Below are 17,577 nucleotides of genomic sequence, written 5' to 3'. Positions count from 1 at the left end.
AGGAATGCAGAAAGTGAGCTTCTTTAAATCCATTCATGTCAAACTAGTGCTGATTTATATTTTATTAATATTGCTTGCCTTACAAATTATCGGTATCTATTTCGCTCGTGAATTAGAACGAAATTTGAAGAGCAACTTCCAAGATTCCATTTTTCAGCGTGTCGACTTGATGCAATATAGTATTCGTGAAGAAATATTAAAGGAACGCGATGAAAGCATGCCTAAATTAGAAGAAAGTCTAAAATCCATTGTGATGGAGTTTTCTACTGGTTTAAAGGATGTTTCGAATGGAGATATTTTAGAAATTCGTGTTATTGATGATAGACAAAGAATTCTTGCCACATCGGAGCTTGAAAATCAAAATTTAATCGGACAACGTTCTAATACGGATCTAGTGCGTCGAGCCATATCTGCTGAAACACTCTTTGACATCATTAAACTAGACAATAAAACGAGAAATCGAGTGTGGGTATTAGCGAATCCGATTAGAGCTGGTGCAGGACCAGACGATGAAATTATCGGTGTTCTCTATATTGAAGCTAATATTGAATCCGTTTTTGAACAAATGAATGACATTAACCGAATTTTCCTTGGTGGTACGGCTATGTCCTTAGTTATTACCATCTTCTTAGGTATTCTTGTTGCACGAACGATTACACAGCCAATTGCTGATATGCGAAAGCAGGCTCAGGCGATGGCAAAGGGGAACTATTCTCGGAAAGTACGAGTATACGGTACGGATGAAATAGGACAGCTAGCCATTACCTTTAATCATTTAACCAATCGTTTACAAGAAGCACAATCGACAACAGAAGCCGAACGTCGAAAGCTAGATTCGGTTCTGACTAATATGACAGATGGCGTTATCGCGACCGATCGCAAAGGACGTATAATTCTGATTAATGACCCTGCACTAGAATTACTGCATATTTCAAGAGATATTACATTAGGGCGTCCTATCGCCTCTGTATTGGGAATTGATCAGGAATATGGCTTTGAAGACTTAATTCATATGAATGATGCGATCAATTTAAACTTTAGTACAGCCGATGCACCTTATATACTTCGTGCTAATTTCTCTGTTATTCAAAAAGAGACTGGTTTTATTAACGGTCTAATTACTGTACTACACGATATAACAGAGCAGGAAAAGATTGAAATGGATCGTCGAGAATTTGTATCGAATGTATCACATGAGTTAAGAACGCCGTTAACAACGATGAATAGTTATTTAGAGGCACTAGCAGATGGGGCATGGAAAGATGAAAATATTGCTCCGACATTTTTAAATGTGACACAAACCGAAACAGAGCGAATGATTCGTCTAGTGAATGATTTATTACAATTATCAAGAATGGATAGTTCGGATTATGAGTTGAATAAAGATATTGTGTTATTCAATTCATTCTTTAACCGTATTATCGACCGATTTGAAATGTCTAAATCGGATAAAGTCCAGTTTGAACGATTATTCCCTGAAACATCCTTCTATGTAGAAATTGATACGGATAAGGTGACACAAGTCATCGATAATATCATTTCGAATGCCATTAAATATTCACCAGATGGCGGTAATATTCGCTTTGGCTTTACTGGACAAGAGGACATGCTGAAGGTCATGATTTCTGATGATGGCATGGGTATTCCTAAAGAAAATGTAGGGCGTATTTTCGATCGTTTCTATCGTGTGGATCGTGCACGTGCTCGTTCTATGGGAGGAACAGGTTTAGGATTAGCTATTGCGCGGGAAATGATTGAAGCTCACGGTGGGAAGATTTGGGCTGAAAGTGAGGAAGGACACGGTACAACGATTTTCTTCACATTACCATATGATGCAGATGAATTTGGTGAGGCAGGTGAGTGGGAATGAAATATATAGAGCCAGTTAAATCTGTTGTATTATTTCTACTTGTCATGTTAAGTGTGGTCTTAACTTTTTTGATTTGGACCTACACACCTGATTATAAATTTATTGAAAAAACAACAGGAGAGGAAATTCTCATTAAGCCACAAAAGGATATGGAGGATATTATTCGTCCGTACAAGGCTATTTTCCGTTCCGATGAAGAATTTACAGGTACAGTATCTAATGCTGCAATGAAGGATATGATGAAGGCTTTTAAAGGCTGGAATATTCTTGACCTAGTACCTGTTAACAATAATCTATCTCCAAACTATGTGAATCAAATTATTAGTGCAGATAATCGGATGACCATCTTCTTTACTGGTGAAATTCCGTTTTCAGCCTTTAACACGATTTTTCAGTTTACGGACAAGGAATTACCCGAAACAACGTTCAATCGTATGATTATCGATTGGAGTAATTATAATAGCAAGGATCTAATGCTTTATTATATTAGCAGCAATAACCAATCATTATTCCGTTCACATGTCAGTGTGCCAAACGTAAATCAGTTTATCAAAGAAGTCATAGAGCCTGCGAAAAAATATGAAGCTTTTAAAGAAGTTGAGCGCGAAGGCCAGACATCTCTTTATGTAGCTAGTAATAAAATGGAATCTGTAAAATTTACGTACTATATTGAAGAAATCACACCAGAATTATTTAAAAATGTGTTATTCCCAGAACCAAATATTGTCCAGCGTAATGTTGAAAGTGCATCCTCTGAAAAATATACAGATGGTATGTCCTTAATGACATTAGACACAAATCTCAAATCATTAAACTATGTTTATCCAGCGGCAGAAAGCAGTATACGAATTGAGCCATCGAAGCTTCTTAAAGATAGCTTTGAATTTATCAATGAACATGGAGGATTTACAGCAGATTTTCGTTATGCTTCAACGAGCATCAATAAAAATCAAATGGATTATCAATTATACTTACAAGGTTTACCTGTCTATAGCAATCATGTCATTACTCGAATGACGACAATTTGGGGAGATAGCCGGATTTTCCATTATAAGCGTCCATACTTTTCATTAGATATGGATATTGAAGCAGAGAAGGAAATTAAAGAACTACCTTCTGGTACAGAGATTGCTGAGAGATTAAAAAATGCTAATAACATTGCCTTATCAGATATTGAGGAACTTGTATTGGGCTATTATTTAACGCAAAATCAAGAACTGAATATCTTTACATTTGAACCTTGTTGGTTTGTTATTCGTAATGGTACATGGATTAAACTGACGCCTGAAGTTTTAGGAGGTGTTAAAAATGGATTGGAATAGAACAAAATCTATTTTTATATTCGTTTTTTTAATTCTCAACATCTTCTTATATACACTTTATGTAAATCGCTATAATGAAGCAAAAGATATTGAAGTACCTGGTGAAAAAACGATCGAAGCTCGTTTAAAAGATGATAATATTACGTATGGCTCATTACCAAATAATATTGAATCGGCCTCTTATATTACAGCCCAAGTACATAAATTCACAAAGGCTGAATTTAAAGATACTAATCAACAGGTCACCCCTACGGATGACAATACAAAGGCTCGTGCTATTTTCATGAAGCCTGTTAAATTACGTAATGTGAATGATGATGCAAGCTTTACAGATTTTGTTCTAGCCAATGTCAATGAAGGAGCATCGTATGCTTTATGGAAAATAGATCGAGAAGAACGCGTCGCTGTTTTTTTCCAAAAGACGAATAATCGAATGTTCTATTATAATGGTTCATTAAAAATAAAATGGAATACAAATGACGAAGTAATAATGTATGAACAAACAATGATTGATAATATTGAAGAAATGGAGCAGCAGGAAACGGTTATTCCACCACTTCAAATTATTCAAACATTGTATGCAAAAGGACCGCTCAAACCAGACTCGCGCATTACACAAATGAAGTTAGGTTACTCCACGCTCGTTAAATTAACGCGTACACAGGTACTGGTGCCAACGTGGGAGGTTCAAGTGAAATTACCTGATGGAGGAAAAGAGGAGTACTTTGTCAATGCAGTAGAAGGTAAAGTCATTGAAATCCAGGAGGACAAGCAGGAGAGCGGAGAAGAAGACTGGGGAGTTGAATAATGCGATTTAGTGTTTTAGCAAGTGGCAGTACAGGAAATTCGATTTATGTAGAGAATGACGACCATGCTTTTATTGTCGATGCGGGACTTAGTGGGAAAAAGATGGAGCAGCTCTTTACAAAAATCGACCGTAATATGAAGCAGCTTAGTGGCATTTTTGTTACACATGAGCATAGTGATCATATTAAGGGAATTGGTGTACTGGCACGAAAATATAGTGTACCAATTTATGCAAACGCCAAAACATGGCAGGCAATGGATGGGCTAGTTGGTGATATTCCTGTAGAACAGCGTTTTGAATTTGAAATGGATACAGTGAAGTATTTTGGTTCTTTAGCTGTTGAGTCCTTTGCCGTTTCACATGATGCAGCAGATCCAATGTTCTACACTTTCCATGAGAATGATCGCAAGCTGGTCATTATTACAGATACCGGCTATGTCAGTGATCGTATGAAAGGGATTATCCGTGGAGCAGATTCCTTTGTTTTTGAAAGTAATCATGATGTCAACATGCTTCAAATGGGACGTTATCCTTGGTCCATTAAACGTCGTATATTAAGTGATGTAGGACATGTGTCTAATGAGGATGCAGCTATCGCAATGAGTGAAGTTGTATTTGATAAGACGACCAATATTTATCTTTCGCATTTAAGTAAAGATAATAATATGAAAGAGTTGGCACGCATGAGTGTCTCTCAAACTTTGCAATCTTGTGGCATCCTTGTCGGTGAGCATGTTCATCTCTTTGATACAGATGCAGAAGAACCAACAAAATTAGTCACGGTTTAATCATAAGCTATTTAGGCAAAACTTGGAGCTGTTCAAGGCATTTAAAAAAATGCTTTGGGCAGCTATTTTTATGCCCATTTTATTTGTTTTTCATCTGATTTTAATGTTTGAATTGTAAGATTAGGGTAACAATTAACAAATAGCACTAAAGGAAAGGATGAGGAACTTGAGTTATTTCCAAGATGATGATAAAAACAGTGATTTCTTAAAAAATGATGAAGTACCGAAATCACCTCTTCAAGAAAGATTAGAGCGTGAGGAGCAAGAAATGCAAGCCAAGCGGCATAAAAAGAAAGGCGGTGGCGGAGGAAAGGGAGGCTATTTCTTTAGTGGTCTTATCGGTGTGATTATAGGTGCTTTACTTGTATGGCTTATGTTACCTGGACTAGTCAATCAAATGCCTGGGACAACATCAAGTGGTACAGGAAAAAATAACACAACGATTAACCAAGTTGCGACAGAGATAACAACCGATGTGACATCCGCAGTAGATAAAGCTTCAGCAGCCGTTGTGGGTATTACGAATATTCAAGAAATAACGAGTGGAGGTTTTTGGAGTCCACCATCAACAACGACAAAAGAAGCAGGAAGCGGTTCAGGTGTTGTTTATAAAATTGAAGGAGATAAAGCCTTTATCGTCACAAACAACCATGTGATTGAAGGTGCAAAACAGTTAGAGGTCACAATGCCAGACGGAACGAAAGAACCAGCTCAATTAGTAGGTCATGATGTTTGGACAGACCTTGCTGTTATTTCTATTAGCGCTAAAAATGTAAAAACAGTTGCGACATTCGGTAATTCTGATGTATTAAAACAAGGCGAAACAGTTATTGCAATTGGGAATCCCCTTGGCTTAGATTTCTACGGCTCAGTTACAACAGGTGTAGTTTCTGGGAAAGACCGTTCTGTACCAGTAGACTTAAATGGTGATGGTACGGAAGATTGGCAACAAGAAGTATTACAAACAGATGCTGCGATTAACCCAGGAAATAGTGGTGGAGCCCTTGTCAACTTAGCTGGAGAATTAGTAGGGATTAACTCCATGAAAATCGCTCAATCCTCCGTGGAAGGTTTAGGATTCTCTATTCCCATTAATTCAGCTATTCCAATTATCGAGGAATTAGAGAAAAATGGTGAAATGAAACGTCCAACAATGGGAGTGTCACTAGCAGATCTAACAGATGTCCCATCATTCTATCAGCAACAAACATTAAAATTACCTGCAGAGGTGACAACAGGTGTTGTTGTAACAGATGTCATGAATAACTCAGCTGCATCAAAAGCAGGTGTTCAACAATATGATGTTATTGTGGAAATGGATGGTCAAAAGATCGAAACAACTATTGATTTACGCAAGCATTTATATAATGAGAAAAAAATTGGTGATAAACTAACATTAAAAGTTTACCGTCAAGGTAAATTAGTCGAGCTATCACTAACATTAACAAACGGTAATACATTGTAAAGAATATGAAGAGCGATGGAGATCTAACAATTCTCCATCGTTTTTTTTGCGAGGATGAAGAAAGGCTTTTATGAAATATTGTGGATAACTAGAAAATTGTGAATACTATTTCTGTACAAGTAAACGTGAGAAGAAGGCACTTCTTCCATACATGCCATTCCTTTGTTACAATAGGTTGTGGATAACATAGACTGATTTGTGAATAAGTTTGTGGAAATTTCGGAAAATAAGGAGACGTAAAAAAATGGAAAAATACAGCTGTGAAAGCCATATAGAACACGCTTTAGACATGTTTGTAGCAGAGCAAAAAGTGTTCCCAATTATGGATAAAATCAAAGAGGATAAAAAGTTATCCACAAAGTGTAGCTACTGTGAACAGCCAGCAGAATATATTGTATCAAGTAAATAACTTTACACAATATATAGAAGTGACTTGTGGATATGTTGATAACTTTTGTGGATAATTTGTTTGTAAATGAATTGTAAAGGTGGATAACGTGTGAATATAACGATTGTATCAGTCGGCAAACTAAAAGAAAAGTACTTAAAAATGGGCATCGATGAGTACGTAAAGCGACTTGGCGGCTATGCAAAAATGGATTTGATTGAAGTACCAGACGAAAAGGCACCTGAACAACTAAGTGAAGCCGAAATGGACATCGTCAAGAAAAAGGAAGGCGAACGCATACTAGCCAAAATAAGCCCAGATGCCTACGTCATCGCCCTAGCCATCAACGGCAAAATGAAAACCTCCGAACAAATGGCAGCCGATATCGAATCTCTCATGACCTACGGCAAAAGCAAAATCACCTTCGTCATCGGCGGCTCCCTCGGCCTACATGATGACGTGCTAAAACGTTCAGATGAACAACAATCTTTCGGTAAAATGACGCTCCCTCACCAGCTCATGAAGCTCGTACTAGTCGAGCAGGTTTATCGGAGTTTTAGGATTATGAAGGGTGAACCGTATCATAAGTAAGTGCGGTTTTTTGAATAATAGAAAAGCGCCAGTCCTAGTATAGACTGGCGTTTGTTTATGGAAGCAAATAATCTAATCATTCTAAACTTTTAAAATTAAAAAACTAGAAAACTAAATACTCGAAATCATTTTCGTGATAGTTTGCACTGATAATTTTATCAATTAATTCTTTTGAAGTTTTTTCTAATAATGGTATCAATTTCGAGGTATCTTTAATAGTATCTAAAGTAATATCTTGACCTCCATGGTATATAACGTTTCGTTTATCATACATGTCGTCTATCCAGTCCTCTGGTAAATCCCAACTCCGAATTTCACCAAAATTATCAATAAAACATTGGTAAATTTGATTTTTAATTCCCCTAGATGTTCTACTTGTAGTTGTATGATATTCTTTAGAAATAATTTCGATAACATTCCAAAAGGCTGTAAATTGATCAAATGTATTATGGGATAATTTACCTTTTGAATACCACCCTATAGATCTTAATAGTTTTGGATGCTCAATTTCAAAATGTCTAGCCATTTTGAAAGCAATGATAACGTCCGACTTTGTTAATCTACGCCTACTTGTGAAATTTTTCCTATTATTGAACCAACCTTCATTTGTATTTAGTTGGATAGGAATATCATTATTTAAAGAAAGTACATCCCTCATTCTTCCAAAGTAGACGTATGCAACTGTCTCAGCTGTTTCTAAACTATCAGCATATGCAGTAATTGTTGCCTTAAATCCAGAACTAGTAGGCTTTAAATTTATATCGCTATAGAATTGTTGTTGATGATCGAACCCTTTTTCTTGCTTAAATTGCACTTCTCGTTCCAGTGTTAAAGGACCGATAATATTAAAATCTACTTCCCATATTTTCCTCATCCTCATTTTTTTCATCCTCTTTTTAATATAGTATGAACAGTAGTTTATTAATTATCTCATAAAATTACAATATTGGTTATTTTTAATTTCATTGTTCTATAGAGGATTGATATAAAATTATAAGAATCCATGGTGAAGAGGAGCATAGCATAAGTAAATTAGTTTTTTAGCAAATCTATTTAGAAAGAGATTAAAATAAGTTAGAATAAAATATGTATAAGGAGGATGAACGTGTTTACATCTATCGATTTATTTTCAGGTCCAGGAGGTTTATGTACTGGGCTTAAAGCAGTGGGGATTAAGCCACTAATTGCTATAGAAATGAGCGACTGGACTGTAGAAACATACAAGGCTAGTCATGATGCAGAAGTAATGAATTTAGATTCATATTTAAAAAATAGTCAATCTCAAGAGGAAATATTTAATATAAGTGATAAAACATTAATTATTCATGGTGATATAACAAAAGTTACTAATGAATTAATTGATAAAATCTTGGTAGAAAGATTTGGAGTTACAAGTGTAGATTTAGTGACAGGTGGAGCACCATGTGAAAGTTTTTCTTTAGCAGGTGATAGAAAAGAAGATGATGAGAGAAACAACCTATTCCTTAACTTAGAAAGAATTGCAAAACATGTAAATGCCAAGATGCTGTTATTTGAGAATGTTAAAGGATTACTATCTAAACCTTTAAATGGGATCAAAGGAGAAATGTATAATCTAATTTGTGATGAATTAGAGAGTAGAAATGAAGATGGGGTTTCTTTCAATTTGGCTAGCAGAGATCCCAACACAGTTTTATTAAAAGCTATTGAATACGGTGTTCCTCAAGATAGAGAACGTGTATTTTTAGTAGGAATTAATAGTAGATATCAAGGGCTATTTAATTATCCTGTAAAAACTCATGGTCCTGAAAGGGAATACCCTTTTGTTACAGTTGAAGATGCTATTATGGATTTACCTCAAATTGAAACTAAAGAAGGACAAGAAGAGTTTATACACGATATTACAACTGTTTTGAACTCAAATATTACTGATAAAAGAAGGAATTACTTACGTTTTATTTCTGGAGATATATTCGAGTATCCTGAACATCTTAATGATAGTGAATATATAGTCAATTCGCATATAGGTCCAGGGCATACACCTAAAGTTTTAAAGCGTCTAGAAAATATTTTACCTGGTGAAGGGATGAAAAAGGCAGCAGAGCGTTTAATTTCGAATGGACAAGAAGATTTAAGAAATGAAGTTTTTCCAAACAAATTATATGCTGCAAGAAATAGAAGATTGAGATTAGATGCACCTTCTTTTACAGTAACTTCGCACTGTTTAGACGAAATGGTTCATCCTGTGTTAAATAGATCTATTACACCCAGAGAAGCAGCAAGGTTACAGAGCTTCCCTGACTGGTACCAATTTAGAGGTCCATATGTAAAGTTTCACAGTGATCCTGAACAAGATAGATATGAGCAAATTGGAGATGCAATTCCTCCAATATTGGGCTATGTTTTAGGAATCGAGATAGTAAATACTTTGAATAGTATGATTGAAAGACCAAAGGCTGAAATTTTGGCAGAAAAAGAAACAATTCCAAATGTGAAGCAATTGTCTTTTAGATTTTAATTAGAGTTAAAAGAAGCCTAAATACATAGGCTTCTTTTGATTATAATTTAACCTTTAAATTGTATCTTTCTACCTTTAGAACCAGTTGCGTATGTCCAAGACAGTCCAGTTCCAAAGCCACTAGTTTTTTGCTTACCATTTGGCTTGTATCTAATATATTGTATATATTCATCAATATTATAAATACTATAATTTAATAGCTCCGCATTTGAGCTAACAGTGAATTTAATAACCCCTATAGGATAAGCATCCCCTATTAAGCTTTCTTCAGGTGTCATTGTAACAATCCAACGAATAAGTCTCTCAGCATAAGTGGAAAGTAAGTTTGTTAACTCTTCTTTTTCATCGGAAGTAAAATATTTAGCACTTGCATCGCTTTGATGCTTTAACATTAATTCAATAAGACGTGTATCTGTTATACCAACCTCAGAACAGATAGTATGTACATCATACTCAGCAAAAGCTACTTTAGCTACAGATGTTTGTTTAATGCTTAATGGTATTTTGCGAATATTACCATTACTTAAAGATAGTTTTAAAATTACATCTGTTTTTGAATTGCCTCCAGATGGTCTTTTCGGAACTATATTTGTTGTGCTAATATCTTCTAGTTCATTTAATTCGATGTTAAATTTTAAGAATAGAGATTGAATGATATTTCTCTCAATTCCATTATTAGATAAAAATTTTTGTACAGTCGGTTTATCATAGAAAACTCGACAAATGAACTCTTCATAGACATCTCCAAGCTTATCAGTTTTTGCACCTCCACTTAGATATTCTATATCATATTTTCTATATAATTCTTCTAATAGTTCAGACAATATTAATACCTCCTAAAAAATATATATAGTACATTATATCTCATAGAAAATATAACTACAAAAAAATGGAATGTAAAAGCATTTTTAGAATAATTAGACCTATTATCAAATATATTTTTGCATATTTATGTAATAATTTTAATAATTTTATGATTATCACTTATTTTAAAATTAACACCTTCTATTCTTAGTGGTGATAAGCAGCATCTAGTGTGTAGCAATAGAGAGTATAGATATATATTATTATTTTGAATAAATTCTAGGAGGTGTTATTATGCAATCACCAAAGCGAATAAAATAGTATCTAGAAAATTAGTAAACCTGTACCATATAAAAATTTCTGCTAATTATTTAAATTGAGACAAACTAGTACAATTTAATCCGCTGGTTTAGCTCTGTATATTAAAAGGAGAACAGATCATTGAAAATAACAAAAAATATTCTAAGAACAGAAGTCACATATGATGATGAAATGAAAAATAAGTACGTTGTGAGGAAAGAGTGGGACAAGAATAAGAGAAAAGCACTTATCTTGATGAAAAATGCAGGACAGACAGATGTAGTTATTCAAGACCAAACAACAATGTACGTCATGAATAACCTTGCAAAATTAGATTATGGCTCAGTTATCATTATGAATTTGTATCCATCTCTTGAAAACAAGGATACAAATGAATCAGCCACTAAAAACTTAAAATTTGTTCATGAAGAAGTTACAAAAGTAGATGATGTCATAATTGCAGTTGGTACAGGTATTGAAACAAACAAAGAAGCACTAAAACGATTGTATATGATTGTGGCTATTTTGCTTGATAAGAAAGCAACGATTCTTCAAATCGAATGTCCTAAAGGAAGAAAGGGTTTTCATCCACTTTATCCAGCAGTGAAAAACGGCTGGAAGTTAGTCCCTTATGAAGTGTCACCTGTAGATCAAGTTGATTAAATGTTTCAACTAAAAATATGAACATATATTATTTCCTTGAATACATTTTAGGAGGAATAATATGCAACCATCAAAACGAGTAGACATTGTGTCTGTCAAATTAGTGAAGGAAGCAAATATATTGTACAAAAATGGGCGCATTCGTAGCCCACGGGACTGTTACGAGCTGTTCAAGGAATTTTTAGGCGAAGTAGATCGAGAGTATTTTGTAGTCATGTGTTTAGATGTTAAAAATCAGCCAACTAACATTAGCGTGGTTCACATTGGCAGTCTAAATGCTTCGATTGTACATCCAAGAGAGGTGCTGAAAACAGCTATTTTAAGCAATGCAGCTTCCATCATTTGCTGTCATCCTCATCCATCAGGTGACCCAACACCAAGCCAAGAAGATATTGAGGTCACAAATCGTTTGGTAGAAGCAAGCTTAATCGTTGGAGTGGAGATGCTTGACCATATTGTGTTGGGTGATGATAGCTATGTTTCAATGAAGGAGAGTGGTTATTTTGAAAAGGAATAAAGCTTTAAACGATAAATAGGCTCTAACATCTGAAATGGATGTTAGGGCTTTTTATGTTCATAAACTAAGGAGGTTATTGAAAATGGAAGCAATCCAACGATTGACAGAAGTATTGGAGCGAAAACTAGGTAAGGAAATTTCACTTCAAGAAGTAGGCTATGAAACAATGAGTTTTACACATGAGGAAATTGATGCGGAACTTGTCCCACCTTACATGATAGCCTTTGTAGAAGCACCGATTTTTTGTGATAGTGCTAACTATACAGATGTTGAAGGGAACTATTACACATTGATGCTAGTAGAAACAGGAGATGAAACACCGTATGAAGTGTGGTTGGTCAATGATAAGCTGATGACAAACTTTTTAGAAGGAATAGAGCTATGAGCGTATTTGATAAGAGATATGTGGAAGTTAGTATAGATAACAAAATCTATTACAGGGAGGTGGGAGTAGATAATGAACTTGGAAAAACAATTAGCAATGATGTATTTTATGAAATTCTAATGGAGAAAATAGTAAACGAAATCATAGAGAAAGAGTATGTATTTCAAAGTCAACGTATCGTTTCTATTATCGATAGCATCCCGAATCACCTCGACCGTCAATTGATGAGAGATTTTTATGATTATGCAATGTACGGTACTAGAGTATAAATAATTATTAGTGAAATAGAAAATCTAAAACGCATGAGGAAGCTATTTTAAACCATCAACATGGAAATAGATATTTCAATGTTGAAGCAGGTTTAATCATTGGCGTGTAGATGCTTGACCATATAATTGCCTTTGTAGAAGCACCGATTCTTTGACATAGTGCCAACTATACGGATATTGATGGGAACTACTACACCATGATGTTGTTAGAATTATGGGATGAAACACCGTGTGAAGTATGGTTGGGCAATGACAAATCAATTCCTAATTTTAACTTTATAGAGGATGAATAACCCATTGTTCATAAGTAAATATAATGCTCATTTTGATGCAAGTGAAAATTGTTAGGGGTGTTGTAGAGAAGAGGCTAGGTGTGTTGTGCACTAGCCCCTATTTTTATGAATTAGAATTTGATTGAATGGAGGAGAGCGGATGACTGATGGTAAAAATAAGAATTCATATACAATCGAATTATTTAAAAAAGGCGTATTTTTTGGTATTTCCATTTTAGTGATGCTAAGTAATAAACAGAGAGAGGGGAAGTAATTTGTATTATTTTGTGTTTGGTACATGTGTAGGTATTTTTTCAGTTATTGTTGTGGAGGTATTTATAAAGCAGTAGAGATTTTTTGATTATTCATATGTGAGAAAAAAAGTAATGTTCATGATGAGCATTACTTTTTTATTTTAAAGTTCACAAAATAGACACAAAATATTGTTATTCATTTTTTTTACGATTTTTTGAAAAAAAAGCGTTAAACATACGAAAGACTTGCCGAAAAACATCCTTTTATCGGGAAACTTCGATTTTCCTTAAGAAAAATGATTGAAGTGTTTAAAGGTACGAGAATCCGCCCTTAACGAGGATTTACAAATCTAAAAATCTGTAAAAATGATATATTTAAATAATTTCCTAGGTGTAATTCATGTATATTTTATCGAGGTTTTCTATGTTTTTTCAACTGATTTTACTATTTACGTATAAGAAATTTATGAAAAACATATAATCTACTAACACAGACAAGATAGTTGTGAGTTTGTTGGCTATACTAGCTTAACTTATTTCATGCATCTTTCTCTCAAATAAATATCTGTGTTTACTAGCTTTTCTGAATGAGAGGTGTAGCGTTTGTCTAAATAAAGATAATTTTAGCATTTTGTGATAGTGTCGACCATTTTAAGTTGTATCCCAAGGATATAGTCAGTTGGATACAATGCTAGGAAATTCAAGTCAATGAATGGAGTGGATTTAAACATGAATAAAAAACCTTTGCCTAGAAAACTAAAAGAAAAGAAACAGACTTTGAGTGAGGATTTAGAAAAAGAATTACCAGACAATCAAAGTAACGAGATGTTTGAAGATGAGTTTGATTATGAAGATGAATTTGATTATGAAATAGAATGTGGCGATTTCCTGGAAAATGCGAAGTTTATTCCATTAGAGAGTAATTCAAGAGCATTAAATATTGTGAATAGTGAGAGTGGTAAACGAGTGACGTTATCTAAAAATGTTCTCACGATGTTAGGGAATCCAAGATCTATTAGATTTGCTATTGATAAAGAATTAAAAACATTCATTCTTATGTTTTGTGATAGTGAAGACAACTTTACTCATGTATTAAAAGGGCATAACCAATCCATCATATACAGTTCAGAATGTGTAAATCAATTAACACAATTATGGAAATTGAATTTTGAGAACCGTTCGTCTATGAGTATTGGGGTCGCAGAACAAAGAACTTATCAAGGTGAAACATATGTTGTAATAACTCAATAAACATAAGGGAGCTAAGACTGTTTCAGCAGTTTTAGCTCATCTAACACAGAAGCTTACTTATAAGGAGTTAATTAAAATGGTATCTACAAATCTGAAGGCAACTTTGATTAATAAGGAGAATTCAATTTTAAAACAATTTAGAGAAGAATTAACTATTCGTAATTTTATTGTGAAGAATAACTGTCTGTATGTCCTCAAAAAGGGTGAAGATGGAGAAGTATTCAGCGAATATGTTTGCCGTCTGATTTGGTTAAATCGAATTATTGTTGATAAGGGAACCAATCAAGTGGAACTGGAATTAATTTACCATTATCTGCAGCAATATCGTAAGATTACTATTCCTAGAAGTATGTTTGCAGATAAAAAACTTCAAGCGTTAACGGAATTTGGCGTAGATGTCCCTATCAAAAAAGTAGGTCTTATTATTAGTTTTTTATCTAAGCTAGAAGAAGATATGCGTGCACCTATTGCTTATTCTCATAACACTATTGGTTGGGAAAAAGATGAAGCAGGTAATCTTGCTTTTAAGCATTACCACTTCATTACAGCAAGTAAACAGACTTCTCAATACAATGGGTTTTTAGATATAAAACCTTTTGGAACATTAGGGGGATGGATAGATTTAATGAAGGCAGAGGTACAAGGAAAAACACCATTGGAATTTGCAATGATACTTGGTTTTTCAGCACCTGTGAATGCTTTATTAGCTATGTGGTCTCCAATGGAAGTCTTAATGGTGCATATTGCTGGGGAGTCGTCTACAGGGAAAACCACTGCTACACGTATTGCGGTCTCTTCATTTGGGAAACCAGACCATAATGGATTGATTAGAAATTGGAATAGTACGGGGAATGCACAACTAAAGCTAGTTGCAGATAACTTTGGTGTTCCAATTACACTGGATGAAGCTAGCTCAAAAACGCAGGGTGATTTTACCACTATTATTTATCAGTTAGCTGAAGGACAGGACAAATCACGTTTAACAAAAGAATCGGAAATGAAGGAACAAGCAACTTGGAATACTACGATTATTTCTACTGCTGAACATAAGTTAACCGAAAAGTCAGCAAAAAATAATGGTATTACTGTTCGCTTACCTGAATTTGTAAATAAAACATGGACAGAATCAGCAGACCATGCACAAGCATTAAAAGTAGGCGTTAGTGAACATTATGGGCATTCAGGTGTATTTTTTGTGCAATTTCTCTTAGCACATGCTCAACAAAAAGAAGACATTCTACAAAAGTATACAAAATGGAAAAAGGAGTTTGAAGAGAATTTCATAGTGAAAGATGAGTTCTCAGGAAGACTAGCAGAAAAGTATGCCATTATTCTGTTGACAGCAGAATTATTTAATGAATGTTTTAAACAATATCAATTGGATGTAAATTTAGAAGCATTATTTCAATTTGTACTCGAAAATGATTCAGAAACGGCTGGTACTCGAACATTAGATGCAAAAGCAATAGATGTCATTAAGCAATTTGTAGTTCGCCATCAAGTGAGGTTTGAACGGGATGGGCAGAGCCACCAAGGTCTTGAATACTATGGAACAATTAAAACCAAAGATACGTACCTTGAAGTAGGAATTCTTAAATCAACTTTAGAAACCGAACTTAAGGCGCAGGGATTCTCTAGTTTTGATACGGTTATGAAACAACTAAAAACTAGTGGATACCTTGATGCTGAAAAAAATAAGCATACTCGAAAACGCAAGATAAATGATGAAACACAAATTTGTGCGGTGTTGAGACTAGATAAAGAATTATTAAGTTCTTTAAGTAATGATCAGGCTATACCTTCACCTAAGCCTAAACCTATCAGTAAAAATAGCAAATTAGGCTCTTTATTGGATAGAAAAAGAGATACTCAAAAAGAGATTGAGGAAATGCTTGAAGATGAATGATGTGATGTTTTACAAAATAAGGTGTTTAGGAGAAAAGAATGTAATGGAATTAATACAACAATATCAATTGTATCTTTTGCATCAAAGAAAAAGTAACGAAACTATACGAAGTTATTTGAATACATGTAAGCAGTTTATAGCCTTTTTAAAGCATGAATTCGGTATTAGTACTTTTCAAAAGGTAGACAATACCGTTAGTTGTAAGTATCTTCAACACTTAAAAGAAGTAAAACGAAATACAGGAGCTACAATAAATGTGAAAATATACGCACTACGAAGTTTTTTTGCATACCTAGTACAAGAAAAACATGTCTCTACAAACCCTTTTGAATCTGTAGCCAAAGAGAGCATCATTGAAAGAAGAGTTGAGGTTCTTTCAGAGGAAGAGTTAGCGGTCTTTATAGATGCTGTAACCCATCCACTTGTAAAGAGCATACTTTACACACTGATGTACACTGGCATACGAATTAATGAGTGCCTAGGGCTAATAATCTCGGATATAGATTTCCAGCGTAATCAGCTAATTATTCGTAATGGTAAGGGGAAACATGTACGCAAGTTACCTTTACATGAAGAACTGAAAAAACGCTTAATGGTTCATATTAGTTCCTTAGATACGAAACAAAAGCAATTGGATACTCTTTTATTTCCTATTTCGGCAACTTATGTGAATAAAATAATGGCTCTTACAGTGAAAAAGTTAGCGTGGAGTCAAAGGATTACATGCCATACATTCAGACATAGTTTTGCTACTAACCTTGTTAAAAAAGGCGTGAACGTACCAACTGTTGCAGAGCTTTTAGGTCATAAAGATTATCGTGTTGTAACCAAAACATACATTCACTTAGACGAAGAGGTGATGAGTGATGCGATACATCTGTTGACTTGAAACGTCCCGAATCCCCTTTTATTTTGAAGAGTGCATTCGATATTCATTTCTTAGAGTGTTGATTTGTACAATTATCTTTTTTCCCGATTTCCCACTTTTTTTGGTGTGAGAGATAGATATTTTTAGTTGAGTTTGTCTTGTTTTTTGGAAGTACACTCTTGAAAATATTTTTGGGAAACTGGGAATTTTTAGTTCGGATTGAAAAATGATTATAAATATATATTATCAATGAGAATTACCGAAAAAACTACTTCAGAAAATTGTTCACAAGGAGTGCATGATGATGGAATCAACTAATGAAGTACTACTCATTATTGCAGAAATGTGCCAAAACTATA

At 34.3% G+C, this 17,577-nt stretch carries 17 protein-coding genes; 15 read left to right on the top strand and 2 right to left on the bottom strand.

What is annotated here, in order from left to right; all coding sequences use genetic code 11:
- The first annotated feature begins 4 nt into the window (after nt 1–4).
- From walK to rlmH, 7 genes are all read left to right on the top strand, one after another.
- A complete protein-coding gene (gene walK, locus NST76_RS22150) occupies nt 5–1,870 on the top strand; it encodes a cell wall metabolism sensor histidine kinase WalK (protein WP_058844079.1) in 1,866 nt (621 codons plus the stop codon).
- The gene (yycH, locus tag NST76_RS22145) at nt 1,867–3,192 is read left to right on the top strand and encodes a two-component system activity regulator YycH (protein WP_342535218.1); all 1,326 of its coding nucleotides are present in this window, start codon (nt 1,867–1,869) and stop codon (nt 3,190–3,192) included. Before walK ends, yycH begins: the two co-directional genes overlap by 4 nt.
- Nucleotides 3,179–4,000 carry a two-component system regulatory protein YycI gene (yycI, locus tag NST76_RS22140; RefSeq protein WP_036119375.1) on the top strand — a complete coding sequence of 274 codons (822 nt, stop codon included), beginning with the start codon at nt 3,179–3,181 and terminating at the stop codon, nt 3,998–4,000. Before yycH ends, yycI begins: the two co-directional genes overlap by 14 nt.
- Entirely contained in the window at nt 4,000–4,788 is a 789-nt protein-coding gene (locus NST76_RS22135) for an MBL fold metallo-hydrolase (protein WP_036119378.1), read from the top strand. Before yycI ends, NST76_RS22135 begins: the two co-directional genes overlap by 1 nt.
- A gap of 166 nt (nt 4,789–4,954) precedes the next feature.
- Nucleotides 4,955–6,253, top strand: coding sequence for a trypsin-like peptidase domain-containing protein (locus NST76_RS22130; RefSeq protein WP_036119381.1), 1,299 nt, complete (start codon nt 4,955–4,957; stop codon nt 6,251–6,253).
- 244 nt (nt 6,254–6,497) lie between these two features.
- Nucleotides 6,498–6,662, top strand: coding sequence for a CxxH/CxxC protein (locus tag NST76_RS22125; RefSeq protein WP_082673719.1), 165 nt, complete (start codon nt 6,498–6,500; stop codon nt 6,660–6,662).
- 90 nt (nt 6,663–6,752) lie between these two features.
- Nucleotides 6,753–7,232 (top strand): 23S rRNA (pseudouridine(1915)-N(3))-methyltransferase RlmH, encoded by a 480-nt coding sequence (gene rlmH, locus NST76_RS22120; protein ID WP_036119387.1) that lies wholly within the window; start codon nt 6,753–6,755, stop codon nt 7,230–7,232.
- Nucleotides 7,233–7,335: 103 nt separating this feature from the next.
- Here the strand turns inward: rlmH and mauJ are convergent, their stop codons facing one another.
- Nucleotides 7,336–8,106: a methylamine utilization protein MauJ gene (gene mauJ / locus NST76_RS22115; RefSeq protein ID WP_342544474.1), complete on the bottom strand. Its 771-nt coding sequence runs from the start codon at nt 8,104–8,106 to the stop codon at nt 7,336–7,338.
- A gap of 231 nt (nt 8,107–8,337) precedes the next feature.
- Here mauJ and NST76_RS22110 point away from each other — a divergent pair, with 231 nt between their 5' ends.
- On the top strand, nt 8,338–9,729 hold the full coding sequence (locus NST76_RS22110; RefSeq protein ID WP_342544472.1) for a DNA cytosine methyltransferase: 1,392 nt from the start codon (nt 8,338–8,340) through the stop codon (nt 9,727–9,729).
- 47 nt (nt 9,730–9,776) lie between these two features.
- Here NST76_RS22110 and NST76_RS22105 read toward each other — a convergent pair whose 3' ends face one another.
- On the bottom strand, nt 9,777–10,553 hold the full coding sequence (locus NST76_RS22105) for an MspI family type II restriction endonuclease (protein WP_342544471.1): 777 nt from the start codon (nt 10,551–10,553) through the stop codon (nt 9,777–9,779).
- A gap of 421 nt (nt 10,554–10,974) precedes the next feature.
- On the opposite strand from NST76_RS22105, the gene NST76_RS22100 reads away from it, so the two are divergent.
- The 7 genes from NST76_RS22100 to NST76_RS22070 all read left to right on the top strand — a co-directional run bounded on the left by NST76_RS22100 (nt 10,975) and on the right by NST76_RS22070 (nt 17,239).
- Nucleotides 10,975–11,496, top strand: coding sequence for a DUF1643 domain-containing protein (locus tag NST76_RS22100; RefSeq protein ID WP_342544470.1), 522 nt, complete (start codon nt 10,975–10,977; stop codon nt 11,494–11,496).
- Nucleotides 11,497–11,557: 61 nt separating this feature from the next.
- The gene (locus NST76_RS22095) at nt 11,558–12,013 is read left to right on the top strand and encodes a JAB domain-containing protein (protein WP_342544469.1); all 456 of its coding nucleotides are present in this window, start codon (nt 11,558–11,560) and stop codon (nt 12,011–12,013) included.
- 82 nt (nt 12,014–12,095) lie between these two features.
- Nucleotides 12,096–12,398, top strand: coding sequence for a hypothetical protein (locus NST76_RS22090; protein ID WP_342544468.1), 303 nt, complete (start codon nt 12,096–12,098; stop codon nt 12,396–12,398).
- Entirely contained in the window at nt 12,395–12,667 is a 273-nt protein-coding gene (locus NST76_RS22085) for a hypothetical protein (protein ID WP_342544467.1), read from the top strand. The genes NST76_RS22090 and NST76_RS22085 overlap by 4 nt, the downstream gene beginning before the upstream one ends.
- A gap of 1,255 nt (nt 12,668–13,922) precedes the next feature.
- Nucleotides 13,923–14,444: a hypothetical protein gene (locus NST76_RS22080; protein ID WP_342544466.1), complete on the top strand. Its 522-nt coding sequence runs from the start codon at nt 13,923–13,925 to the stop codon at nt 14,442–14,444.
- A gap of 76 nt (nt 14,445–14,520) precedes the next feature.
- Nucleotides 14,521–16,350 (top strand): DUF927 domain-containing protein, encoded by a 1,830-nt coding sequence (locus NST76_RS22075; protein WP_342544463.1) that lies wholly within the window; start codon nt 14,521–14,523, stop codon nt 16,348–16,350.
- Between the two features lie 43 nt (nt 16,351–16,393).
- The gene (locus NST76_RS22070) at nt 16,394–17,239 is read left to right on the top strand and encodes a tyrosine-type recombinase/integrase (RefSeq protein WP_342544462.1); all 846 of its coding nucleotides are present in this window, start codon (nt 16,394–16,396) and stop codon (nt 17,237–17,239) included.
- The last annotated feature ends 338 nt before the right edge of the window (nt 17,240–17,577 follow it).

This window comes from Lysinibacillus sp. FSL W7-1291 (assembly GCF_038593415.1).
Taxonomy (GTDB): Bacteria; Bacillota; Bacilli; order Bacillales_A; family Planococcaceae; genus Lysinibacillus; species Lysinibacillus fusiformis_D.
This window is presented reverse-complemented; position numbering and strand designations above follow the sequence as displayed.

Coding starts and splice junctions, on each gene's coding strand:
- NST76_RS22125 (WP_082673719.1), top strand. CDS start 6,498: ATGGAAAAATACAGCTGTGAAAGCCATATAGAACACGCTTTAGACATG.
- NST76_RS22095 (WP_342544469.1), top strand. CDS start 11,558: ATGCAACCATCAAAACGAGTAGACATTGTGTCTGTCAAATTAGTGAAG.
- NST76_RS22090 (WP_342544468.1), top strand. CDS start 12,096: ATGGAAGCAATCCAACGATTGACAGAAGTATTGGAGCGAAAACTAGGT.
- mauJ (WP_342544474.1), bottom strand. CDS start 8,106: ATGAGGAAAATATGGGAAGTAGATTTTAATATTATCGGTCCTTTAACA.
- yycI (WP_036119375.1), top strand. CDS start 3,179: ATGGATTGGAATAGAACAAAATCTATTTTTATATTCGTTTTTTTAATT.
- NST76_RS22080 (WP_342544466.1), top strand. CDS start 13,923: ATGAATAAAAAACCTTTGCCTAGAAAACTAAAAGAAAAGAAACAGACT.
- NST76_RS22070 (WP_342544462.1), top strand. CDS start 16,394: ATGGAATTAATACAACAATATCAATTGTATCTTTTGCATCAAAGAAAA.
- NST76_RS22075 (WP_342544463.1), top strand. CDS start 14,521: ATGGTATCTACAAATCTGAAGGCAACTTTGATTAATAAGGAGAATTCA.
- NST76_RS22085 (WP_342544467.1), top strand. CDS start 12,395: ATGAGCGTATTTGATAAGAGATATGTGGAAGTTAGTATAGATAACAAA.
- NST76_RS22135 (WP_036119378.1), top strand. CDS start 4,000: ATGCGATTTAGTGTTTTAGCAAGTGGCAGTACAGGAAATTCGATTTAT.
- walK (WP_058844079.1), top strand. CDS start 5: ATGCAGAAAGTGAGCTTCTTTAAATCCATTCATGTCAAACTAGTGCTG.
- yycH (WP_342535218.1), top strand. CDS start 1,867: ATGAAATATATAGAGCCAGTTAAATCTGTTGTATTATTTCTACTTGTC.